This is a genomic window from Kordia sp. (assembly GCF_050633145.1).
Taxonomy (GTDB): Bacteria; Bacteroidota; Bacteroidia; order Flavobacteriales; family Flavobacteriaceae; genus Kordia.
In genome coordinates, this window is sequence record NZ_JBOEFY010000023.1 from 29,220 (window position 1) to 54,105 (window position 24,886).

Here is a 24,886-nt window from a genome sequence, read left to right on the forward strand (position 1 = left end):
TCTTAGAAATTTACATTAATGTTTAAACCTATGCTTCTTGTCGAAGGTTGACCATATATATCAACACCTTGTAATCCTATTCCTGTACTAGAAGCAATATTTGGATCAAACGGAGCATCTTTGTATATAAAGAAAAGGTTGGTTGCAATTACAGACAGGTTCACAGATTCAAAGAATTCACTTTTTACAGGAAGTCTATAGCTTAAAGATAATTCTCTTAAGCTAACATTTGTAGCGTCGTATACATATTCTCCTAATAAACCAGCTCTACCACCTGTTTTTGTGTAATAGTCTTGCGCAGTCATTTGAAGTTGATTTCCATTAGTGTCTACAACATTTATCATTCCTCCATTATTATTTCTAGCATCGGCAGTAGCTTGTGATACTCCGTAAAAATCATTTACAGCTTCAGTAACACTTACTACATCTCCACCAAATTTTCCATCAATTAAAAAGTTTAATGTTAAATCTTTGTATGTAAATGTATTGCTCCATCCTAATGTGAAGTCTGGTTGTGCATGTGCAATAGTTTCAAAGTCAGTAGCTTCAATAGTTAAGTTTCCACTTCCATCATCAGTAACTATAGGTAAACCAGCAGCGTTTCTCACTACAGAGCGACCACGAATACTACCAAAGTCTTCTCCTTCAATTAAAGAGTATCCATATCCATTTACTCCTGGACCTGTTAAGATTGCTTCTCCATTATCAAGTGATGGATGCACCGATACAACTTTGTTTTGGTTTGAAGCATAGTTTACGGTTGTATTCCAGTTAAAGTTATCGCTTTCATAAGGTTTTGCATTAATCACTAATTCGATACCTTTATTGGTAATTTCACCTGCATTTACTATGTTTTGTGTATATCCTTGTATGTTTGGCTGTGCAGCAATAAAGAATATTTGATTTTCTGTAGTAGAACTATAGTATGTAAAATCGATTCCTAATCTGTTTCCTAAAAATCTCCACTCAGTACCAATTTCAAAAGACTTTTGCTTTTCTGGCTCAAGAGTTTCTCCTTCTCTAGGTGCAAATGTTGCTTGATTGGCAGATCCTGTATTTCCAATTGTTCTTAAAGGAATTGTTGCATACGCTGGAATATCTTTACCAACTTCTGCATACGAAGCTCTAATTTTTGCAAAAGAAATAGATTCTGGCATTTCAAACATACTCGATAAAATACCTGTAACACCTACTGAAGGATAGAAGAAAGAACTTGATGCAGTATTTACTAGTGTTGAAGACCAGTCTGTTCTACCAGTTACATCTACGTATACCATATCTTTATATCCAATGTTAGCAGTTCCAAAAACAGATTGTACTTCTCTATTGGTTACGCTTTGCGATATATTATTTGTTTGAACAAAGTTTGCAATGGTAAATTCGTTAGGGAATCTTAATCCTCCGTTTGTTCCAGAATCTAACGTTATTCTGTCACCGATTGAATACTTAGTAAGACTTGTTCCTAAGGTTATTCCAAGATCAAAATCTTCTGATAATTCTTTCGTATAGTTACCAATTAAATCAACATATTGTTGTGTGTTTTCTGTTTTTTCAAGAATGTATCTTCCTGTGTCTGGCACAAAAGTTAAATCACTACCAGCATACATTCTTTTGTCGAACGTAAAGAATGATTTGTCAAAACTTCCTCTAGATTGTAACGAGAAATTTTCGCTTATTTGATACTTTACACTAACACTAGCTAAAACTCTTTGCGCAATATCTTTACTAGGATTACGGTGAATTAACCAATATGGGTTTTGTTGAATGTTTTCATCAAAAGAAGTAGCATACTGATCCATCATGTTTGTAGCAGTATTAAAATACTCAAACTGATTTTTATAATTATTTAAATCAATTCCTACTGGATTTAGGTATAAACCTGTTAGTGGGTTAGAGTATAATCCGTTAGTTGGTCTATTCCAAATTCTTTGATCTGACAAGTTAATATTAGCTGACACTTGAATTTTGTCGTCTAAGAAACTTGCTGTTTCACGTATGTTAAGTACGTTTCTGTTAAATCTATTTCCAGGCATTACTCCACCAGCATTTGTATTTGCAAATGAAAAATATGTTTGCGCTTTTTTGTTTCCTGCGCTTAACGCTATAGATTGAATTGAAGTTACTCCTGTATCAAAAAAGTCATCAACAGTATTTGACAATCCACCAGCTTTAGCTCCCCAAGATTTAGGGTCAGTAACTCTTCCGTTTTCTGCTATTGGTTGTCCTACAGATAATGATTGATATTCTGTTTGCAATTCCGGTAACGAAACAACATTATCAATAGTAAGCGTTGAGCTGTAGTTTACTTTAAGCTTTCCTTCTTTTCCTGTTTTTGTAGTAATAAGAATAACACCATTGGCTCCTTGACTACCATATAGGGCAGCTGCAGAAGCTCCTTTTAATACAGAAATACTTTCTACATCATCTGGATTTATGAGCGAAGTAATGTCTCCACCATCTCTATTTCCAGTTTGACTACCAAAAATATCACCTCCAGGTTGCGCACCGTTACCATTGTTTAGCATTGGTACACCATCAATTACATACAAAGGATCATTATTTGTTGTAGAAGAATTACCTCTTAATACAACCTTAGTAGATCCTCCTACACCTGAAGAACTTCTAGTAATTGCTAGTCCAGCTGTTTTTCCCGATAAACTGTTAATAGGGTTTGTTTGTTTAACTCTCGTTAAATCATCTCCTTTTACATCTTGGGCAGCGTACGTAAGTGTTTTTCTTTCTTTCTTAATACCAAGAGCAGTTACAATAACTGCATCTAATGCTTCTTGATCATCCTCAAGTTGAACGTCAATGACATTTGAATTGAGTACCGGCACTTTCTTGGTAGTCATTCCTAAAAAAGAAAATGTTAAGACATCTCCAGGAGACGCTACGATAGAATACTTTCCATCGAAATCTGTTTGTGTTCCTTTTGTGGTTCCTTCTATTGATATATTTACGCTAGGAATAGGTAGATTATCTGTTTTTGAAGTTACTGTACCTTTAATTTCTCTTTCCTGTGCAAAAGAATATTGCATGGATAATAGGAAAAAAGAAAACAAAAATAACACTCGTAAATTTTGTTTCATAATGTTGGTTATTTACAATTTAATGACCCCAAAGTATTTCAATCAAAATTTATTTGGAAAAAAAATATATAAACAACATTATTTTACACATAGACGACAATGAATTGAAGATAAACGATTTTTTAAAAATAAAGAATAATCAATTTTATTGTTAATTAATTATTATATCGTTAAAATTGCTGTATAGAATTGATAATTTAATAGTAGTAAAATTAGAAAAACGTGCTTAAATCCATCTTTAAAGAAGGTTCAAATCATACCATACCACGAAAATATCACATCGGGTTTTGGGTAGGATATTTTGTGCTTAATTTTATTAGATGGGGAAGTTATTATCAAGATTATTGGTATTCGTTCAAGTCTAACTTACTAACCGTTTCTATTGGAGCTGTGTTGGTATATGTCAATATTTATTTCTTATTCCCAAAATTTATTTTAAACAAAAAGTACGCGAGTTATATTATATATTTTTTTATTACGCTAAGTATTTTTTATGTGATACGAACCGAGTTGATTTATGCGTTAATTAATGAAAATGTTTGGCCTGAATCAGAAACACCGCAAAATGCATACTCTTTTAATCATATCATTGTAGTTTTTATGATAGGGATTTATGATGTAGCACTTGTTACGATGTTAAAGCTGACTGCTGATTGGATTTTTGAGCGAAAAAGAACGGAACGATTAAAAGAAGTACAAATGAGAACTGAGTTGAATCTTTTAAAATCTCAAATTCAACCACATTTTTTCTTTAATACATTGAATAGTTTGTATGCTTTGGCTATTGATAAATCTGAAGATACGCCTCGTGTGATTTTGAAATTATCTGACATGATGCAATATGCTTTATATGAGGTAAAAGGATCAAAAGTAGGTTTGTTAAAGGAAATAAATCATATCAATAATTATATAGATATTGAAAAGATGCGATTTAGTGATCGTATTGAATCTGATATGAATATTACAGGAAATATAGATGATGTTGAAATTCCTCCATTGCTGTTTTTATCATTTGTAGAAAATTGTTTTAAGCATGGTTTAAAAGGAATGGATGAAATTAATATTAATATATGTTTTGAAATTACCAAAGACAATTATTTAGAATTTAAACTTGCAAATAATTTTAATCCCAATGACACCGATCAAGAAAAAAATCACGGTATTGGAATTATGAATTCTAAAAGAAGGTTAACATTGTTGTATGACAATGATTTCGTTTTAAACACGGATATACGAGATAACACATATAATTTATTTTTAAAGATCCCAGTACTATGAAAATTAAGTGCGTTATAATAGATGATGAACATTTGGCAATTCAGGTTATAGAAAATCACCTAAAGAGTTTTGATCATGTTGAAATCGTTGATACCTTTAACAATCCGTTAAAGGCATATCCTATTTTAGAACAGGAGAAAATTGATGTGATTTTTTTAGATATTAATATGCCACAAATGACTGGCTTTAAGTTTATAGAAAATTTGAGTTATAAACCATTAATAATTATTACAACAGCGTATCGTGAATATGCTGTAAAAAGCTTTGAGCTAAATGTATTAGATTATCTTGTAAAACCAATTCCATTTGACAGATTCTTAAAAACAATCAATAAAGTATACCAACAAGTGTATATGAACAATGCAACTACAGATGTAGGTATGCAACAAGAGCCACATATTTTTTTAAAGGTTAATAAAAAATTAGTGAAAGTGAATTTCAATGATATTTTATTTGTCGAAAGCCTTAAAGATTATATCAAAGTGAATACGACACTTGGCGATTATGTTGTACATAAATCACTTTCGGCAATTACTGAAGAGTTGCCACAATCGAGCTTTTTAAGAATTCACCGATCCTATACAATTTCCATTAATAAAATAAGTGCTTTAGAAGGCAATACCGTTGAAATTTTAAACAAAAAAATTCCAATTGGTAGAAACTATCTTAAAATTACAAAACAGCGTATTTTCAATATTAATGATGATACTAAAAATTAACTAACATAACTTTTTATAATGTCTACTTTAAAAAAATCAACACTAGTTCCAATTTTAATCATTGCAGGTTTATTCTTTGTATTTGGTTTTGTGACTTGGATTAATGGCGCCTTAATTCCATATATGAAAACGATCAATGAGTTAACGGAATCTCAGTCTTATTTGGTTGCTTCAGCGTCTTATATTTCATTTGTCGTTATGGCATTACCAGCGTCTTATATTATTAAAAAAATAGGATTTAAAAGCGGAATGTCATTAGGTTTAATAATCATGGCTATTGGAGCATTGATTTTTGTGCCAGCAGCCAGTGCAAGAACCTATTGGATGTTTTTAGTCGCTATTTTTATTCAAGGAATTGGAATGACTTTATTACAAACAGCATCAAATCCATATATAACCATATTAGGACCTATAGAAAGTGGAGCCAAACGAATTGCTATTATGGGAATTGCCAATAAAGTAGCTGGTGCATTAGGTTCAGTTATTTTTGGAGCTATTTTATTAACTGGAATCGATGATGTAAAAGAAAAATTAACCACAATTAGTGAAGTAGAAAAAGACCAACTGTTAAATACGACTGCAGATGGTGTCGTAATGCCGTATGTTATTATGGCAATAGTGTTAGTTATACTAGGGATTTTAATTAGAAAAGCATCTTTACCTCATGTAGAAGCAGCTCCTATTGAAGAATCTAAAGATGGAGAAAAATCAAAAACGAGTATTTTTCAATTCCCACATTTATGGTTGGGCGTTTTAGCGTTGTTTGTATATGTTGGAGTAGAAGTTATAGCAGGTGATACAATTATTGCTTATGGTATTGCCTTAGATATTCCTACCGAACAAGCTAAATTCTTTACATTATTAACGCTCATGGCTATGGTATTTACCTATGCATTAGGAGTCTTTTTAATTCCAAAATATATAAGTCAGGCGTTTGCCCTAAAAGCCAGTGCAGTACTAGGGATTTTATTGTCGTTTGCTATTGTTTTTACTAGCGGATTTACTTCAGTTCTTCTGGTTGCTTCCTTAGGGTTTGCAAATGCATTAGTATGGCCAGCAGTTTGGCCTTTAGCATTAACAGGATTGGGGAAATTTACAAAAACTGCTTCGGCATTATTAATTATGGGAATTTCTGGTGGAGCTATTCTTCCACTTCTATATGGAGCTTTAGTAGATAGTAAAAAAGAACATCTTATTTCTAGCGGAGCTAATGAAATAGCAGCAACAGCAGAAGCTGCATCATACGGATATTGGGTATTACTTCCATGTTATGTTATCATATTATACTATGCTTTTTGGGGACATAAAGTAGGACTCAAAAAATCTTAATTTATTGGTCTGATGAAAAAGGAGAGAATAGCTTCCGTTGATATTTTAAGAGGAATTACCATTGTGGCAATGATTCTTGTAAATACACCTGGAACATGGTCTAATGTATATGGGTCTCTGCTACATGCAGAGTGGCATGGCTTAACACCAACAGACCTAATTTTTCCTTTCTTTTTATTCATTGTAGGAATTTCTATAGCATTTGCTTATAAAAACAAGCCGAAAACATTCTATACATACAATAAGATTTTTATTAGAAGTTTAAAGCTTATTGCATTAGGGTTATTTCTCAATGTATTCTTACCATATCTTCCGTTTATTACGGATATCGAAACGATGCGAATACCAGGAGTTTTACAACGGATTGGTATTGTATTTTGTGTTTCGGCAATACTATATCTTCACTTTAATTGGAAAGTTATCGTAGGATTGTCCATAGCTACATTACTATTATATTGGGCTTTTTTAGGGTTCCTCCCTTTTTCAGATGGAACATTGCCAACTTTTGACAGAGCGCCTAATAATTGGGTTAATTATGTAGATTTAAACATTTTAGGAGAACACATGTGGAAACCTGATTATGATCCTGAAGGCATACTAAGTACAATTCCTTCTGTAATCACATGTTTATTAGGAGTTTTAATTGGTAAAGTATTGATGAGTTATCAAAGCAGAAAAGAAATTTTACTTTTCATAATAGCTATTGGATTACTCATTATCGGATATATTTTTAGTTATTGGTTTCCTATAAACAAAGCACTGTGGAGTAGCAGTTTTGTAATAGTTACAGGTGGTTGGGCAGTTTTAATTTTATCAATAATTTATTTCATTACAGATGTACTACATATAAAATTTGGTGCAATCTTCAAATATGTTGGGATCAACGCAATTACCATTTATTTTTTATCCAGTTTTATCTCAAAATTCTTTTATTTGACGAAGGTTGGAGAAACCGAAAACATACATTCATATCTATACAATAACATATTTGTACATTCCTTTCTAAGTGCAGAAATGTCTTCTTTACTATATGCTTTAACAGTAGTGTTATTTTACTTATTATTAGGATATATTCTATTCAAAAAGAAAATCATTATTAAAGTGTAGCGTCAGTTTTTATATGTAGTAAATCTTTAATCTTGATAATCAGGACAGCCAAAACACCTCTTTTTTTCTGAGTCAAGTTGATAGGTGAGTGATATTTCATATACACCGCCAGTACGTCCAATTTGAGATGTGTTGAAATCATACGAAATTCCAAATCGGAAGTTGGTATATTGCAACCCAGTGAACGCATTCACTGAAGTCAACAAATGACTGTTTCCACTATTCTTGGACGGATTTGTCACTAAGGTAGATCCTAAAAAGAAGCGTCCTACCGAAAGTGAAGTTCCTAAGTCAAATCGACTAAACTGTCCTTGACGCATATAATTTCCTGTGAGTAATAGACGCGTCTCAAAAGTTAAAAAACTAACATCGATATAATCGGTTACAAGAAATTCATATCCTGCACTAATGGAAAAGAATGTTTCCAACGGAGCATTTCCACCTATTGTTAGTGAAATATTTGGTCTGTTTAAATGTTTTGCTGAAACGCCAATCCATGCATTTTCAGTATTAAACAATAATCCAGCAGAAATATCCCAAAAACCAATAGGACCATCATTATTAAAAAAAAGAGCATCAATAGAAGTAGGGCTAATTGTACTTGTTTGAATATTTATTTGATCCTCTAATAATAAGCCTTGGAACCCAATGTTTTTCCAACCGCGACCAACTTCTAACCCTGGACGGAAATACCAATCCTCTCCCAACTGTACTTGATATGCATAGTTGACATTTATTTGAGAAAATGTATATCCGCTTTGGCTTTCACGCTGATTTAAAAAACTAACACCAACACCACTATTTGCTTCAGAAAACCAAGTGCTTGCAAAACCATAATTCGTATCAACTCGGAAACCTAAAGCTGGCCATTGAGTTCTGTGTACAATTCCGAAATGCGTAGTTTCTAAAAATCCTGTAAATCCTGGATTTAAGGTTTGTGGTACTAAAAAATATTGCGTAAAAATAGGGTCTTGTGCTTTTATTTGCGGAACAAAGCATAAACCAATAATAAAAAGACATATTTTTAATTTCATACTCGAATTATAAGATTAGTGTAAGTGGTCCGCTTTCGCGAACAATTGTTCCAAAAAATGTTTTTGCGCTAAATGTGTAATAGTAGTTTCCGTTTTCTACAAACTCGTCTTTTACTTTTCCATCCCAACCTTGTACATCATCACCCGATTCGGAATAAATTAGACTTCCCCAAGTATCATAAATGTTTAGTTCCATAGAATTTAATCCAATAAAAACAGGCCTAAAAAAGTCGTTTAAACCATCTTCATTTGGCGTAAAAGCTGTTGGCATAATAAGTTTGTATCCTTTATCAATAAGTAACGTAATAACTTTTGTATACACACAACCTTCAGGAAACGTTACGGTTTGTACAACTGTATATGCGCCAGGAGAAGCGTATGAGTGCAATGGATTTTCTTCATTGGAAAAATTACCGTCACCAAAATCCCAAGAAATATTAGTATAATCGCCAGTAGTTGTATTCGTAAATTGTATTGGATCTATTTGAGAATAAATTCCATAGGTTTCAAAAGCTATAGAAGTAAGAGTGAATTCTGCATCGCTATATTCAGGAATATCTACTTCAAAAGTATAACTACTTATACAGCCTAAAGCATCTGTCGCTTCTAAAATAACAAGTCCGTTTTGCGAAGTACTCATCATTTCATTATTGACACCTGTAACCGTTCCGCTTGACCAGTTTAATGTAAACGGAGGTACACCGCCAGAAACTTGTGCAGTAAAGGTTTGACTCGCTGTGAAAGCGTTACAATTAACGATTGTTTCCGTATCTACATCAATTACGATTTCTGGTGGACGAATGATGCTATATGTATCAGTAGCTTCACAACCATTTGCATCCACGACTGTTACTAAATAATTTCCTGCAGTAATATCATCTAAATCTTCTGTCGTTTCACCATTTGACCAACTGACAGTAAATGGCTCAGATCCTCCAGAAATTATTAGGTTAATTGCACCTGAACTCGCATCATCACAATCCAAAGCATTGGTAATATTAGCAGATAATGTCAACTCAGCAGGTTCAACAATTATAAACGTTTCTGTAATAGTACACGGCGTTCCATCTACAATATTAATTGTATATACACCAGGACCTAAGTTATTACGTTCTACACCTGCATTAGGATCATCTGCCCAAGCAAAATTGATAGGATCTTGTCCACCTTGAAAGTTTAAGTTGATACTTCCATCATTTTCTCCAAAACAAGAAATTTGTTGCACAATAGGTTCAATAGTAAATATTGGAGGTTCATCAATTGTAACAGTTACAGAAGCGGTACAGTTATTACTATCGGTTACAGTAATTGTATAATCACCAGCTGATAAGTTATTTTGTACCATCCCTTCTCCAAAATTACTCCATTCAATTGTGTACGAGCCTGATCCGCCAGAAATATCTGTAATGGTGATAGAAGCATTGTTATCTCCGAAACACATAAGCTCCGTTGATTCAACAGAAATGACAATTTCATCAGGTTGAGTTAACAGAACACTAAGCGTATCATCACAACCATTTTCATCTGTCACTGTCAAATTATATGTTCCGCCTGCTAAATTGCTTATGTTTTGATCTGTGCTTGTATACCCATTTGGACCTGTCCAAGCATATGTATATTCAAATACGCCAGGAGCGGTTTCGGTTGGAGTTCCACCAGTTACATTAATATCAATAGCTCCCGAAGTTTCTCCAAAACATGCTACATTCGTCTGATTTAATAAAGAAGCCATCAATTCATTAGGTTCTGTAATTACAAATGATTGCGTTACTGGACCGCAGCCGTTGGCATCAGTCACTGTAAGCTCATAAGTGGCAGCGCTAAGGTTTGAAATGTCTTCATCCATAGAAAAAGCAATGCCATTTCTTGTCCAATTGTACACATAATTTTGAGTTCCGCCTAAAACTGTCACCGAAATTTCACCATCATTCGCTCCAAAACAACTAATAGAATTTTCACTATCAACGGTTAATACCAATTCATTAGGTTCTGTAATAGTATAGGTTTCTGAAAAAGGGCAACCGCCTTCGTCTGTGACTGTTAAGGTATAATCACCAGGAATAAGGTTAGAAATGGTAGCATCACTAGAAGTAAATCCTCCAGGACCTGTCCAAGAAATGATATATGGATCTCCTGTTGTAAAAGGAACACCGCCAGAAATATTTGTAGCAATTTCACCATTATTTGCAGCAAAACAATCAATTTGAGTAATTGTGGTATTTGCAGAAATGGCAGGGTTTACAGTAACTACAATTGTGAATGTATTTCCATCACAAATTCCCGCAGTTGGAGTTACGGTATACGTAACAGTTGCGGATGAAGTAGTTGTATTTGTTAATGTTTGACTGATATTTGTTTGTGGTGTTGTTTCAGCACTTGCGCCTGTAATACTTCCCACAGGAGTAATTGTTGGTGCTGACCATGTATATGTCGTGTTTGTAGGAACAACATCTCCGTTAGCTGTATCGGGAATAATTGTAAAACTGTTGCCACTACAGATAGTTTCGGTAAAATTACTCACACTAGGAGTTTCATTTACAATAATTTCAGCCGTATTTGAAATGATTTCTGAACAACCACCAGAAGAAAACGTAATAACACAATAATAATACGTTGTTCCTTGCAAAGAAGTATTTGGCGTATAGGAATCAGAAGTTTCTCCAGCAATAGGAGTTCCTGTAGCAGTATCATCAACCGTATTAGAATACCATTGATATGTTGGTGTACCAACTCCATTGGAGTAACTTATACTTAACACATTTACCGTATCTGCAGTACATAATTCCTGCGATTGTGGCTGTGTGTCTATTTGTGGTCCAAGGTTTATAATAACCTCTGAAGGATTACTCGTAGCTGTACAACTTTCACCAGCCGCTTGTGAAACCACGCAGTAATAATACAATGTGCCTACTGTAGTAGTTGGAGGCGTAAAAGTAGCATTTGTTTCACCTGCAATAGCCGTTCCGCCACTAGTACTATTTGTGGTATTGCTAAACCATTGATATGTAAATGTTCCCAAACCGCCAGAAGCTTGCACTGTTAAATCTTGCGGAATGCTATTTTGACAAAGTGTTTGTGTTGCAATTGGTTGTAAATCAATCACAGGAGCATCAACAACTTCTACTTCTGCAACATCACTCACAACAGTGGAACAACCACTTCCTGTAAATGATAATTCTACATAATAGTAAAAAGTTCCTGCTGTTGTATATATTGGAGGAGTGTAATCAGCATTAGTAGCTCCAGCAATAGCCGTTCCACCAGTATTACTGTTTGTTGCGTTGCTAAACCATTGATAGGAAACGGTACCTGTTCCATCTATGAACGTTATTGATAATGGATTACTAATAGTACTTCCTACACATAAACTTTCTGTCGTTGTTGGTTGATCTGTAATAGTTGCATTCGGTGTTACAGTTACTAACGCAGTTTGAGAACTGAGTAAGGAACAGCCACCAGACGAAAATGTTATTTCACAATAGTAATAAATTTCGCCAACCATATCTGTTGGTGGTATATAATCAGCATTGGTTGCACCTGCAATTGGTGTTCCTCCTGTAGTACTGTCAATAGTATTGCTATACCATTGGTATTGAGGTGTGTCTGAAGTATTTCCTAAAGTAATGCTCAACGTGTTTGGTGTTCCATCTTGACAAACCGTACTTGGTTGTGGTTGCATGGTAACTTCTGGAGCAGCATTTAAAGTAATTTCTACTGTAAAAGGTGTTCCATCACAATTTCCAGCTGTAGGAACTACTGTATACGTAACTGTTGCCACAGCATTAGTAGTGTTTGTCAAAAATTGACTAATCTCTGTTTGTGGAGCAGTTTCAGCAGTTGCTCCAGTTACACTTCCCGCAGGAGAAACTACAGGTGTTGTCCAAGTATAAGTTGTATTAGTAGGAACAGTATCTCCATTGGTATTGTCAGGAGTTATTGTAAAATTAGTACCACTACAAAGTGTTTCAGTAAAATTGCTGATACTAGGCGTTTCATTAACGATAATTTCAGCAGTAACAGAAGTGACTTCTGGACAACCGCCCGAAGTAAATGTGATAATGCAGTAGTAATAAGTTGTTCCAACTGCAGAAACATCTGGCGTATATGAATCGGTTGTTTCTCCTGTAATGGAAGTTCCAGAAGTAGTATTATCTACAGTATTGGAATACCATTGATAGGTTGGTGTTCCGACACCATTTATATAACTTACCGTAAGCGTATTTACAGCATCTCCTAAGCATAAGTCTTGTGACTGCGGTTGAGAATCGATCAATGGCGCAGCATTTACAATAACCTCTGCGGAATTGCTAGTAACCGTACAACTTTCGCTTGCAGCTTGTGAAATTACACAATAATAATACAATGTGCCTACAGTCGTTGACGGTGGTGTATATGTAGCATTTGTTTCGCCTGCAATAGCAGTGCCGCCAGTAGTACTATTTGTGGTATTGCTAAACCATTGATAGGAAAATGCACCTAAACCTCCAGAAGCTTGTACTTCTAATATTTGTGATGCTGTATTTTGACATAGAGATTGTGTCGCCAATGGCTGTACATCAATAACAGGTAATGCTACCACAATAATTTCTGAAACATCGCTAACGATATCATCACAGCCACTTCCTGCAAAGGATAAAACTACATAATAATAGTAATTTCCGGCTGCGGTAAATATTGGTGGTGTATAATCGGAGTTAGTTGCACCTGCAATGGCAGTTCCGCCCGAATTACTATTTGTGGTATTGCTAAACCATTGATACGAAACAGTTCCCGTTCCATCTGTAAATGCAACGGATAGCGGGCTATCAATCGTACTTCCTACGCACAAACTTTGTGTGATAGTTGGTTGTGAAATAATACTTGCATTTGGAGTCACGACAACAGCTGCTGTCTGAGAGTTTAAAGAAGAACAGCCGCCAGATGTAAAAGTAATTTCACAATAGTAATATATAGTTCCTACAGTATCAGTTGGAGGTACATAATCTGCATTGGTAGCACCAGCAATTGGTGTTCCTCCAGTGTTACTATTTGTTGTGTTTGAAAACCATTGATATTGAGCAGAAACTCCCGAAGTAGCAACGCTTAACGTATTGGGTGTTCCGTTTTGACAAACTGTGCTAGATTGTGGTTGCGTGGTGATTTCTGGTGCTGGATTTACTGTAATGATAAAATCTACTGACGCGCCATCACAATCTCCAATAGAAGGTGTTACAGTATATGTCACTGTTCCTGATGCGGTATTGCTTGTAGTGATAACTTGCGAAGGAATTGTACTTGAAGCTCCAGATGGAATAAAACCACTAATTCCTGCCGTTGCCGTTGCCGTCCATGTATACGTAGTACTGGTACTGCTAGACATTAAGTTAATTTCAGTACTTGAAGCTCCGGAACAAATATCTTGCATTAAATCGGTGTTGGTAATTACAGGAACTTCTTGAATGGTAAATGTTTCCATAGCAACTTCTGAAACACCACAATCGTTGGTTACTTGTAATGAAATTGTATACGTTCCTGGCATAGGATAGTCAATAGTTCCAGGTGATTCTAAATTAGATGAAGTTGTATTTGCTCCTGGAAATAACCAAGAATATGTAACAGCGCCTGCATTATCAGTACAAGTTTCAATAATTGCGCTAGGATTGATTGTACTTGAATTACAAAGATCGGCTATAGGATTTATACTTACTGTAGGCGGTTGTTTTACAATCACTTGTTGCGAACTACTTTGGCTTCCACAAGTTTCATTGGTTCCAGTTAACTGAATTGTATACGTTCCAGGTGTTACAAAATTGAATGATGGATTTGGAGAAGTTGCTGAGGTACCATTGGTAAAACTCCAATCTTCAGGTGTAGTTCCACAAAAATCAGAAGCATACGTAACTTGCCATTCATAGGTTGGTGGAGTGCAACTTGTAGATTCGTCTGTGTTATTTGCAGTTGTCACTGCTAAAGGTGTACAACCGTTATCTGTACTTAAAGTAAATTGTGGATTTACAGGTTCTTCTACGCAGATGGTTTGTATTCTCGTATCTATTCCACATGAATTTGCTATTGTTTGTGTGATGGTATAAGTTCCTGAATCTAGAAAATTCACACATAAAATATCTGAGCCTGATTGCCAAAGACTAGGTTCTGTAGTGTCAAAATCATTTCCTAATATACCACTATCAATAGTAAATGTATTTGGAGAGATTTCCCAAACAAAATTTGGACTTGTATCACAGCTACCATCATTTTCATTAATTTCATTACCAATTGAGGTATTTTCAAAACAAACTTCAGTGGTATTACATACAGGATTGGCGGGTATTGTAAAATCTGCTTCTGGCGGCGTAACAACATAAATAGGACCAACGGTGACTTCTGTAACCCTACACAGATTTTCTGCTTCTATTGTAGCAGAAAATGAATTCGCATTTCCGTCACTATTTGTTCCACATGATGTCATATTAAATGTATGTGTTATTGAAGTTGGTGGCGGGTGACTTAGAGTTACTGGGGGTGAACCATCAGTAAATGTAATTGTATAAGTAGTTTCTGGAGTATTCAAGTCAGTACCTTGTATAGGAATAGTTATTGATCCTCCTTCGCATAATATTCCATCATTTCCTTCACTTCCAAATAAAACACCAGGATTAGAGCCTAAAAATACTGTATATTCACGAACAGTAGTACAACCATTGTTTCCTTCAATTGTATAAGTTAATGTATACGTTCCTATTGTGTACTCATGCATTTCTACATTCCAATTAGTTGCACTAAAAGGAGTACTGCCATCTCCCCAATCTATTGTATAATTTGCATTTAATGTAGATGATGTAGATGAAGTATTAGTAAAAGTAATTATAGAAGATGTTTCATCGCCACAAATACTAAATAAGGATTGTGCTTCAATAAAGCCCGTTCCAGCTAGACTAGCATCTGGACCTTCGGTAATATTTATTGTTACACTTTGTCCAGAAATCACTGCTGGCGTTGGATCAACTGCATCTTGTACCTGTGTCAAGGTATATGTAAAAGTGCCGCTAACCTGCGTATTAACATTTACCATAGCCGTATTTCCTGTAGAGGTAATCGTTAATGGTGCTCCTGTACCTATAGTATACGTAAATGTATATGGAGCAGTTCCTGCGGATCCTGTAAAGGTAATCACAGGCGAATCATTGTATTGGCATACAGTTGTAACATCCACACTAATGGTTGCATTAGGCATCATTGTGGAGTGTGTATTTTTAGCAATAGACGATGCAGTACTATCCGTTTGTACTGCAAAGCACGCCAATAATAGCACAAATAAGTATTTTTTCATCATAAGTAGGTTTTCTTGTGTCTAATTAACATCTAAATGTCCATTTTCAACATATTAAAAGTAACTAATATCTATTGGTTAATGTGAGAAATGCATTAAAAAATTATTAATAACCTGTTCATTTTCAAAATAATTCAATAAAACCCACTTATTTTTGTGGAATTCCGTATTTCGAGTAATTTTTACTGTTTCTTAATATGATTTGTGTATTTGTGCTAAATTAATGCAAGAAATATTGGGTAAAAACATCACAAAAGACGATTTTTTTATCACAATTTTTAAGGAAGTAAAAAGTCATATCATTTTTAGACAGTTAGTTTCACCTTTAAACCATCAATCAAGAAAATGAACACTAAAAACGAAAAACTATAGATAGCATTAGAAGTTTTTTTGAATCAAATAAATAATCTTAATATACAGAGAACGCATATATTTAATTAATAAACTTTATTTTAGTTTTTTTAATTGTAGATGCTTTCATGCCAAAAAAACTAAAACTCATACTCATCAACATTTCCATTCTCTTGATTGGAATTTTGCTTATTGAACTCTGCTTCGGCGGTTGGTTTAGTAATAGCAATCAGTTGAGTAACTTAGGAATCATCAAAGATGCCAAATTCGAATTCGACGTAAGTCATCTATACAACACCGATACTCCAACAGTTACGTATACAAGAGACAAATATGGTTTGCGTGGTGTTTCAACCTACAATCAACCAGAAAAAATAAATATACTCACGGTTGGTGGAAGCACGACCGATCAACGTTACTTAGACGATTCCCAAACATGGCAAGAAATCTTAGAAAAAACATATCGTGACAACGGGAAAGAAATCTACGTTTCCAACGCTGGTGTCGACGGGCAATCTACTTATGGGCATTTGAAAAGTACCGAAATTTGGTTTCCTAAAATTGAAAAACTCCAACCAGAAATTATCCTATTCTATGTCGGAATCAATGATTTTTACAGAGTCAATAGCGATTCCAAATACGATGACATTCAAGAATTGGAAAATAGTGGTGGATTCATGAGTCAACTCAAAGACAAATCGGTATTATACAATGTATATCGAAAGCTAAAAGGCATGCAAAAAGCGACTAAATTTGAAGTTGGACATCGCAAAATTGATTTTTCAAGAGTATCCTACACCAAAAATGAGTATGTAAGTGAAAAACTGCTAGAAATCTACGATGAAAAAAATCTAAAAGCATTCAAAGCACGCATCCAAAAGTTAATTGCGTACTCAAAAAGTATCAATGCAACGCCGATTTTTATCACACAACCAACATTACATTACAGAATTAGAAATGGAGTTGTGTATGGCACAGGCGCTACCAAATATCTAGAAGATACATATGGTTACAATGGCATTGGGTATTTAAAACTGCTCAACAAACTAAATGCAGCTATGAAAGAAGTTGCTGGGTTAAAACATATCATTGATCTTACAAATGACGAAGAGTGGAACGCGATAGATTTTTATGATTATTACCACAACACACCAACTGGTGCTAAAAAATTGGGTGCAAAAATCTATCAAAAACTGAATGAACTTGGCTTTGTAAAATAGCATGCAAATCTTCCTTTTGATCCGTTTTCATTTATTAAATTCGCTTTAATTTATGTACAAACATCTCATTACTCATTGGAAATGAACCAAAAAATTGAAACAATATTAAATGCTTTAAATGAAACTCCTAGATTGCTAGAAGAACTCATTACTGAAATTGATCCTGAATTATATAAAAAGAAAATTATACAAGGAAAATGGTCAATTCATGAACATGCAACTCATATTGGAGTTGGTGACATTTATGGATTTCAAAAAAGGCTTGAAGACTTTAAGAATAAAGAAAAACCGATTTTTGAGCCATTATCTGGAGATAGTTTTGATGAAGATTTCTTTATAAAATTGGACTTGGAAAAGACGATTGCTGATTTTTTTGAAATTCGACAAAAAACGATTGAATTAGCAAAAACATTCAATTCAAAAGACTGGAATAAGTTGGCTGTTCATCCAGAATATAAAACGTACACGCCATACATAATGCTAAGACATTTATTAATGCACGATCATAACCATTTGTATAAAATTGAAGATTTGGGGTTTGGAATCGGACATGTAAAATAGCGAAATTGTAAAAGGTTTTGGTATAAACCCAAAGACACTAACTTCATAATTTACACAGAAAACACATTTAAAATAAATATCTAAAAAAATATAGATACTTTTACCAAAACGAAAATGGTGAAGTGGATTCAACAAAAAAGTAACATTGCAATCGGAATTTTATTCCTGATTACCTTTGTTATTGTACTTCGAAATCCAGTCGAAATGTTTCCAGATTCTATAGGATATTTAAACATGCACATCATTCGTACGCCTGGATATCCATTGTTTTTACAACTCATACAAACCATTTTTGGAGATAATTACGAAATAGGAATTGTTATTTTTCAAATCTTATTGGGTTGTTTTAGCGTATATTATTTCATTCATAAATTACGATCAAACCAAGTATTAAATGAGTTTTTTAGCGTTTGTTTTGCATTTGTATTGCTCTTACCATTCATTTCAGGTTTAAAAATAGCCAACAACATTCTCACGGAATCCATTTCGTATTCCTTATACTTAATTCTAGTAGCAAAATTCATTTCGTTCTTCATCTCAAAACAAGTAAAAGAACTCTACTATACACTTCCAATTTTAGGATTATTACTCATCACACGATATCAATTTATATACCTAATTCCATTAGCCTTATTGATGATTTTCTGGATCAGCTATCAGCAAAAATCATTCAAAAAACACGCACTAATTATTGTATTATTTATAACGCTTCCGCTGATTGCTTCTTTGGCAGATAGAACCTATCACAAAGTAGTACACGGTCATTTTGTAAGTACACCTTGGACAGGAATGAACATGATTACGGCTGCTTTTTTTGTGTCAGATGCTGAAGATAAAACACTTTTTGAGTCTCCTTTAGAAAAAGAATTCTTTCAAAAAACACACTATCATTTGATGGAAGAAAACATGAATATCAATAATTTGGATTTGACTACATTTCACTCGCCTACACAGTTTTACATTGGGAAGTTTGCAGACATTACCATGGGACCTATTTTTAATAATGGGAAGGAAGTATTGAATGATTCGCTTACCAAAATAGAACGTTTTATCGAATTGGATAAAATGACAAGATGTATGGTAAAACCGTTAATTTGGGATAATTTTTCTAAATGGAAACGATTGTACATTCAAAATGCAATTCATGGTTTTGGCGGCATCAAATATGTGCTATTATACTTTTTAATTGCCTTATATAGTTTGGTAGCTTTACTAAAACGCGATCAAACAGAATACAAAATATTGGGACTTACTTCGTTACTTCTTATCGGAAATGTACTTATTGTTGCCATTGGAATGCACGCAGTAATTCGTTTTACTTTTTACAATGATTGGGTATTATTCCTCACTATTTTTGTATTATTGAATTCGCTTAACAAAAAACTGTATGAATCCTGAATTATCAATAGTGATGCCTTGTCTCAATGAAGCAGAGACATTGGAAATCTGTATCAAAAAAGCACAAGCATTTTTTGAAAAACACGATGTACACGGAGAAGTCGTTATTGCAGATAATGGAAGTACAGATGGTTCGCAAGCCATTGCTGAACGATTAAACGCACGTGTAGTTCCTGTAGCCGAAAAAGGATATGGAAACGCACTCAAAGGTGGAATTAAAGCCGCAAAGGGAACCTATGTGATCATGGGCGATGCTGATGATAGTTATGACTTTTCTAAGTTGGAATTATTTGTGGAAAAATTACGCGAAGGATATGACTTGGTGATGGGGAATCGTTTCAAAGGTGGCGTTAAAAAAGGAGCCATGCCGTTTTTGCATAAATATTTAGGGAATCCTGTGTTGTCGTTTATTGGAAGACTCTTTTTCAATATCAAAATTGGTGATTTTCATTGTGGATTGCGCGGATTTTCCAAAGAAGCATTTCACAAAATGAATTTGAATACAACGGGAATGGAATTTGCTTCAGAAATGATTGTAAAATCTAAACTCAACGGACTCACATTTGCTGAGGTTCCGACCATATTGCATCCTGATGGACGTTCGCGTCCGCCACATTTAAACACTTGGCGCGATGGTTGGCGACACTTACGTTTCTTACTACTATACAGTCCGAGATGGCTGTTTTTATATCCAGCATTTTTGTTGATTATTGTCGGAACAGTTTTATCTACTTTATTAATCATAAAACCAATCAATTTCAACGGAATCATCTTTGATGTACACACACTATTATATACGGCAGGCGCTGTTATTGTCGGGTTTCAATTTCTCATGTTTTATGGTTTAACCAAAATATTTGCTGTCGAAAACGGATTGCTGCCCAAAAGTGATCGCTATAGCAAACTCTTTAAAATCTTTACACTTGAAAAAGGACTCATTGTTGGTTTCTTGACTTTTGCCTTAGGAATCTATCTTAGTATTTCAGGGTTTTTAGATTGGAAAGCCACGAGTTTTAGTGATTTAAAACCTGCGGAAACACTGCGCACAATTGTTCCTGCGGTATTTACTATTATGTTAGGATTACAAATTATTCTCTTTAGTTTTTTCTTTAGTATTTTAGGATTGAAGCAAAATATTACTTCAAATCAAAAGAAGTAAATGTTATTTGATAAAAAATATTTAATCTATTTATACTAATTTACTTTGAAGTTTATTGTCTGTGTTCAGAAATAATGAACTAGCAAGCGAAATTGCGAAGCGTAGCTTCAAGCATGAAGCTTAGATAGTGAATGGTGCTTAGCAATTTCCTATACTCAGACTTGATTTTTTGGTTCGTTTTTTATCAAGAAAAAATGAGCGTTACTAAAATCGTAATTTGATATACTAAAGATAAATAGAGTATAAAAACACTAAAAGAAGTAGGATTCAAGTTAACCTGAGTTCGATTTGGCGTTTTTTGTTAAAAATTGAAAATATCAAGTCTTAATAACACTCACAAACTGATACTTTCCTTTAAAAATATACTTCACTAACGGAAGATGATTGTATAAATAAATAGGACAGATAGATTTAATTTCTTGAAGTTCTTCTGTATCTAAAATAGCCTGAAATCGTTTTTTTGAAAAATACCGTTTCGGAATCGAAACTCCGTAACCATAATTCCCAACAATATCTGCTAATTGCAGCAATGTTCTTGAGAAAAAGCTATATTCAAAATGATCTTTAATAATGATAAAATCGGCCACACGTTTGGCTTCTTGAAGTAGTCGATTCGTATTTTCTGCATCATGATGCAATACATCGCTGAACAAAACTATATGGTATGATTTATCAGCAAAAGGAAGTGTTTTTCCATCAAATTCAGAATAATTTTCCCAGTTTTTGGTGTTTGGATAAATATCAACGCCTGTACAAGAAATATTCGTTCCTTTCTCAGCCAACATATTCGTAATCGTCATATCGCCGCAACCAATATCTAACAAACGAATAGAATTTTCTTTATCAATAACTAAATCGTGAATTTCCTTTATAAAAAGCGCGCTCAAAATCTCAATTCGATTGCTATGTGAAGCATTTCGATGCAACTTGATTAAGAGCTTATCAAAGAAACTTTTTTTGTCTTTTGCTAACGGAGAACTCATGTATTATTTTGAAATGAGCAGTAAAGATAGGTAATATAACATGAATACTATTTAAAAATCAAAACTCCAATCGCACCATAAAATTCGGCGTTCTTCCGAGTGAGATCTTATCAATAGTACGCAATTGGAATTCGGCATTTTGAGTGTTTAAAATAACTCTGTAGTTTCTGTTTAAAATGTTCTTCTGATTGTAAACATTCAACAAAGAAACTCCAAAAGAAGCTTTTAAATCATTATTTTTAAAAGGCTTGAGTTCATACTTCGCAGAGAAATCCAATCGATGATACGGACTCAAACGTTCGCCATTTCTATCACTATATTGAATGGTGATGTTGTCTGCATTGTCGCCTGCTAAACCTGTAGCCAATGTATATGGACGCGAAGTTCGATAACGCCAACCTAATGATAATTCCAAATTTCCAAACTTTGCTGATTGTACAAAGGACAGATAATGACGAATATCAAAATTTCCTTCAAACGGATTGGTATTGTTCAAATTGTCAAACTGAAACTCGTTTCGCGTCAATGCATAACTCACTAAACTTGTAAAATTATAGAAGCGTTTTTTTACCAAAACATCCAAACCTGTAATGGTACTTTTACCAATAGAAAGTCCCGTGATTTCAATATCGAAACCACGTGTTAGCGATGTTAAGTTGTTTATTTTTTTATAATACGCTTCTGCATCAACACTCCAAGAATCATACTGAAAATTTCCGCCCAAACTCATTTGTTCACTGCGTAAAACAGGAATTGAAGTATCATCTGCGGCAACCCAAACCTGATTTTCCAATCCAAAACTTTGCGTTTCAAACTCTATAATCTGACTGATAAATTGATGTTGACGTTCCGCAGAAAATGTAGCAGTAAATTGTTCGTTCAACTTTTTAGAAATATGAATTCTTGGCTCAAAAAAGAAATCGTTGAGTTCGGTAGCATAACTTCCGCGAATACCTGTAAAAATGGTCCAATCATTCTTTTTCCAATGATGTTCGCCAAAAATAGCATGAATGGTATTTTTAGAATTTTCAGAAGTCACCAAAAAATCTGGATCAAAAACCACATCCGATTGCCTTCCAATTTTATAATCTAACTTGTTTGCAACCAATTCGTAACCGCCAATGAAACGATTTTCTTTATTTAAAGTATATGTAGCTTGCGTATGTACACCAATTTCAGAGATACTATTTTCTTTGATGTTTTCGTAATCGAACAAACTTGACAATAATTCTTCACCCAAATAGTCAAAATCATACTGGGAAGTCGTTAAGTTGAATTCTGTCGTCAAATTTGTATCCCAAGTTTGTTTCCATGAAATGCCAACTCCAACATTATTAATGGATAAATCATCATCTGTACGTTGATTAATTTCATCGAACTGCGACACAAAATCAAGTTCGTTTTTAGAAACAATTGAACTGATACTCAACTGACTATTTTTAGAAAGATCGGCAATGACCTTTGCTGTAAAATCAATAAAATAAAAGCTATTATTCGTTTGCGAAAGCACATCGCTGAACGTTCCTGTATTGTCTGTAATTTTAGTGTTTTGAAAAATTTGTTCTGAAAACTCATCAAAAGTAACGGTTTCAAACGCATCCGAATACGAACGACGCATGGAAGCAATGACAGCTACTTTTTTGCCGATAGGTTGTTGTACAAATGCATCTACATAAATCATATTTGCGCCCAACCCGACGATGGTTTTCTTCGGAATTTTGGAATGCGATTCAATATCAATAACGCCTGATATATGATTTCCATACCGTGCAGAAGCAGCATTTTTATAAATCTTTACATTCTCAATTAAATACGGATTAAAGGAAGAAATCATTCCAAAAAAATGATCGTATTGATACATTTTAATTCCGTCCCAAAGAATCAAATTTTGGTCAGGTGTTCCACCGCGAATATTCAATCCTGTAGAGGTTTCATCGGGACTTTGAATGCCAGGAATTAATTGTACACTCTGCAAAACATCAGGTTCTACAAAGCCAGGAAGCGTTTGAAAATCTTTCGGTATTGCTTCAATGGCGCCATCAATATTTTTAGAAAACCCTGTGGTCAAATATTCGGAAATTAAAACTTCATCCAAATCAATAGTACGTGCACTATTTTTTTTAGCTTTCTTTCTTTTTAGAATGTATGATGTTGCGGTAATCTTCTGAAAAACTAACTTTGTTTGTTGTGAAATGATAGCAAAAGTTTCTGTAAGTGTAGCGGGCATTTTTTTCAATGTAACTATTTTTCCTAGTACAATTTTTGAGTCATAAGAAATGCTCACTTCAAAGTGTTTTTCAACTGCAACCAGAACCGTTTTTAGCGGCGTATTTTTATAAGAAATTGCTTGCTCTTGTGAATGAACAGCGTAAAAACAAACAAGTAAAAGATATACCAGATATGTTCGTTTCATCTACTTTTTAGAAAGTGTCACAATGTTCGTATTCAATTTGTAATCAATATCCATGGCTTCAAAAACTGTTTTTAGCGCCACATCGAGATTGTTATTTACAAAACGACCTGTAAAGCGTTCTTGAGTGAAATTTTCTTTGTTTTTTATGGTGATTTGATATTGATTTTCTAGCGCGTCAATTACTTCCAATAGTGGCATTTCGGTAAACGAACTCAAACCAGACATCCAAGTTTCCTCCGTAGTATTGAACGTCCAGTTGGTTAGAGATGTATTATACGTTCTAACAGCTTTTCCTTTTGTTAGAATATGTGCGATTTTTTCAGAATTTATCACGTTTACTTTTCCAGAAAAACACTTCACTTCAAAGAAATTTTGGTTAGTATCTACATTAAATTCAGTTCCTAAAACGGCAACTGTTCCTTCATTTGTTATCACTGTAAAAGGTGAACCTTTAGTGACTTTAAAATATGCTTCACCGTCTAAATGAAGTGTGCGTTCTTTATTCCAAGTGTCCTCATCGTAATATAACGTTGATTTTGCATTTAACATGATTTTAGAACCATCGGGAAGGTTGATGGCGAGTTGTTTTCCAAAATCTGCTTGATAAGTAATAGTTGCATTTTTCAAGAAAAAGTACAATCCGAATAAAACAACCAAAACTGCCGCAGCTGCATACGCATAGCGGAAATTGAGTTTTCGTACTTTAGGTTTCGTTGCAATTTTTTCTTTGATTTTAGCCAACACAGCTTCATCATCATACGCAGGATCATTTAGTTTCTCTGTTGCGTTGATGATTTTAGCATAGGTTTTATAAGCTTCAGTTTGTTCAAAAGCATGCTTCTCAGCTGGAGATAATTCTCCACTAAGCCATTTTGCTAAATCAATTTCGTTATTTTCTTCACTATTCATGACTACTCACTTATATTACAGACAACT

14 protein-coding genes are annotated in these 24,886 nt (G+C 34.1%); 8 read left to right on the forward strand and 6 right to left on the reverse strand.

What is annotated here, in order from left to right:
* Positions 1-2: 2 nt before the first annotated feature.
* Entirely contained in the window at positions 3-3,089 is a 3,087-nt protein-coding gene (locus ACRBBL_RS11530; protein WP_431369204.1) for a SusC/RagA family TonB-linked outer membrane protein, read from the reverse strand.
* Between the two features lie 222 nt (positions 3,090-3,311).
* Here ACRBBL_RS11530 and ACRBBL_RS11535 point away from each other — a divergent pair, with 222 nt between their 5' ends.
* Genes ACRBBL_RS11535 through ACRBBL_RS11550 form a run of 4 tightly spaced genes read left to right on the forward strand, consistent with a single transcriptional unit; the run spans position 3,312 to position 7,522 of the window.
* Positions 3,312-4,367, forward strand: coding sequence for a sensor histidine kinase (locus ACRBBL_RS11535; RefSeq protein ID WP_431369205.1), 1,056 nt, complete (start codon positions 3,312-3,314; stop codon positions 4,365-4,367).
* Positions 4,364-5,086, forward strand: a complete 723-nt coding sequence (locus ACRBBL_RS11540) for a LytR/AlgR family response regulator transcription factor (RefSeq protein ID WP_431369206.1) — start codon at positions 4,364-4,366, stop codon at positions 5,084-5,086. Before ACRBBL_RS11535 ends, ACRBBL_RS11540 begins: the two co-directional genes overlap by 4 nt.
* 18 nt (positions 5,087-5,104) lie before the next feature.
* Entirely contained in the window at positions 5,105-6,415 is a 1,311-nt protein-coding gene (locus ACRBBL_RS11545; RefSeq protein WP_431369207.1) for a sugar MFS transporter, read from the forward strand.
* Between the two features lie 12 nt (positions 6,416-6,427).
* Positions 6,428-7,522, forward strand: coding sequence for an acyltransferase family protein (locus ACRBBL_RS11550; protein WP_431369208.1), 1,095 nt, complete (start codon positions 6,428-6,430; stop codon positions 7,520-7,522).
* A 26-nt stretch (positions 7,523-7,548) separates the two neighbouring features.
* Here ACRBBL_RS11550 and ACRBBL_RS11555 read toward each other — a convergent pair whose 3' ends face one another.
* On the reverse strand, positions 7,549-8,556 hold the full coding sequence (locus tag ACRBBL_RS11555; RefSeq protein ID WP_431369209.1) for a PorP/SprF family type IX secretion system membrane protein: 1,008 nt from the start codon (positions 8,554-8,556) through the stop codon (positions 7,549-7,551).
* 7 nt (positions 8,557-8,563) lie between these two features.
* The gene (locus ACRBBL_RS11560) at positions 8,564-15,868 is read right to left on the reverse strand and encodes a PKD-like domain-containing protein (protein WP_431369210.1); all 7,305 of its coding nucleotides are present in this window, start codon (positions 15,866-15,868) and stop codon (positions 8,564-8,566) included.
* 476 nt (positions 15,869-16,344) lie between these two features.
* Between ACRBBL_RS11560 and ACRBBL_RS11565 the strand changes: the two genes are divergently transcribed.
* From ACRBBL_RS11565 to ACRBBL_RS11580, 4 genes are all read left to right on the forward strand, one after another.
* Entirely contained in the window at positions 16,345-17,436 is a 1,092-nt protein-coding gene (locus ACRBBL_RS11565) for an SGNH/GDSL hydrolase family protein (protein ID WP_431369211.1), read from the forward strand.
* Between the two features lie 81 nt (positions 17,437-17,517).
* Positions 17,518-17,997, forward strand: coding sequence for a DinB family protein (locus ACRBBL_RS11570; protein WP_431369212.1), 480 nt, complete (start codon positions 17,518-17,520; stop codon positions 17,995-17,997).
* 114 nt (positions 17,998-18,111) lie between these two features.
* Positions 18,112-19,395: a hypothetical protein gene (locus ACRBBL_RS11575; protein ID WP_431369213.1), complete on the forward strand. Its 1,284-nt coding sequence runs from the start codon at positions 18,112-18,114 to the stop codon at positions 19,393-19,395.
* Positions 19,385-20,554 carry a glycosyltransferase family 2 protein gene (locus ACRBBL_RS11580; RefSeq protein WP_431369214.1) on the forward strand — a complete coding sequence of 390 codons (1,170 nt, stop codon included), beginning with the start codon at positions 19,385-19,387 and terminating at the stop codon, positions 20,552-20,554. The genes ACRBBL_RS11575 and ACRBBL_RS11580 overlap by 11 nt, the downstream gene beginning before the upstream one ends.
* Positions 20,555-20,871: 317 nt before the next feature.
* Here ACRBBL_RS11580 and ACRBBL_RS11585 read toward each other — a convergent pair whose 3' ends face one another.
* The 3 genes from ACRBBL_RS11585 to ACRBBL_RS11595 are packed head-to-tail and all read right to left on the reverse strand — an operon-like array spanning position 20,872 to position 24,859.
* Complete coding sequence (locus ACRBBL_RS11585) at positions 20,872-21,537, reverse strand: class I SAM-dependent methyltransferase (RefSeq protein WP_431369215.1); 666 nt, start codon at positions 21,535-21,537, stop codon at positions 20,872-20,874.
* Between the two features lie 58 nt (positions 21,538-21,595).
* On the reverse strand, positions 21,596-23,950 hold the full coding sequence (locus ACRBBL_RS11590) for a TonB-dependent receptor plug domain-containing protein (protein WP_431369216.1): 2,355 nt from the start codon (positions 23,948-23,950) through the stop codon (positions 21,596-21,598).
* Positions 23,951-24,859 carry a FecR family protein gene (locus ACRBBL_RS11595; protein WP_431369217.1) on the reverse strand — a complete coding sequence of 303 codons (909 nt, stop codon included), beginning with the start codon at positions 24,857-24,859 and terminating at the stop codon, positions 23,951-23,953.
* Between the last annotated feature and the right edge of the window lie 27 nt (positions 24,860-24,886).

Bases quoted from the DNA above. Each gene is read 5' to 3' on its own strand.
- ACRBBL_RS11545 (WP_431369207.1), top strand. From the start codon at position 5,105: ATGTCTACTTTAAAAAAATCAACACTAGTTCCAATTTTAATCATTGCA.
- ACRBBL_RS11575 (WP_431369213.1), top strand. From the start codon at position 18,112: ATGGTGAAGTGGATTCAACAAAAAAGTAACATTGCAATCGGAATTTTA.
- ACRBBL_RS11555 (WP_431369209.1), bottom strand. From the start codon at position 8,556: ATGAAATTAAAAATATGTCTTTTTATTATTGGTTTATGCTTTGTTCCG.
- ACRBBL_RS11550 (WP_431369208.1), top strand. From the start codon at position 6,428: ATGAAAAAGGAGAGAATAGCTTCCGTTGATATTTTAAGAGGAATTACC.
- ACRBBL_RS11595 (WP_431369217.1), bottom strand. From the start codon at position 24,859: ATGAATAGTGAAGAAAATAACGAAATTGATTTAGCAAAATGGCTTAGT.
- ACRBBL_RS11590 (WP_431369216.1), bottom strand. From the start codon at position 23,950: ATGAAACGAACATATCTGGTATATCTTTTACTTGTTTGTTTTTACGCT.
- ACRBBL_RS11560 (WP_431369210.1), bottom strand. From the start codon at position 15,868: ATGATGAAAAAATACTTATTTGTGCTATTATTGGCGTGCTTTGCAGTA.
- ACRBBL_RS11540 (WP_431369206.1), top strand. From the start codon at position 4,364: ATGAAAATTAAGTGCGTTATAATAGATGATGAACATTTGGCAATTCAG.
- ACRBBL_RS11570 (WP_431369212.1), top strand. From the start codon at position 17,518: ATGAACCAAAAAATTGAAACAATATTAAATGCTTTAAATGAAACTCCT.
- ACRBBL_RS11580 (WP_431369214.1), top strand. From the start codon at position 19,385: ATGAATCCTGAATTATCAATAGTGATGCCTTGTCTCAATGAAGCAGAG.
- ACRBBL_RS11530 (WP_431369204.1), bottom strand. From the start codon at position 3,089: ATGAAACAAAATTTACGAGTGTTATTTTTGTTTTCTTTTTTCCTATTA.
- ACRBBL_RS11585 (WP_431369215.1), bottom strand. From the start codon at position 21,537: ATGAGTTCTCCGTTAGCAAAAGACAAAAAAAGTTTCTTTGATAAGCTC.
- ACRBBL_RS11565 (WP_431369211.1), top strand. From the start codon at position 16,345: ATGCCAAAAAAACTAAAACTCATACTCATCAACATTTCCATTCTCTTG.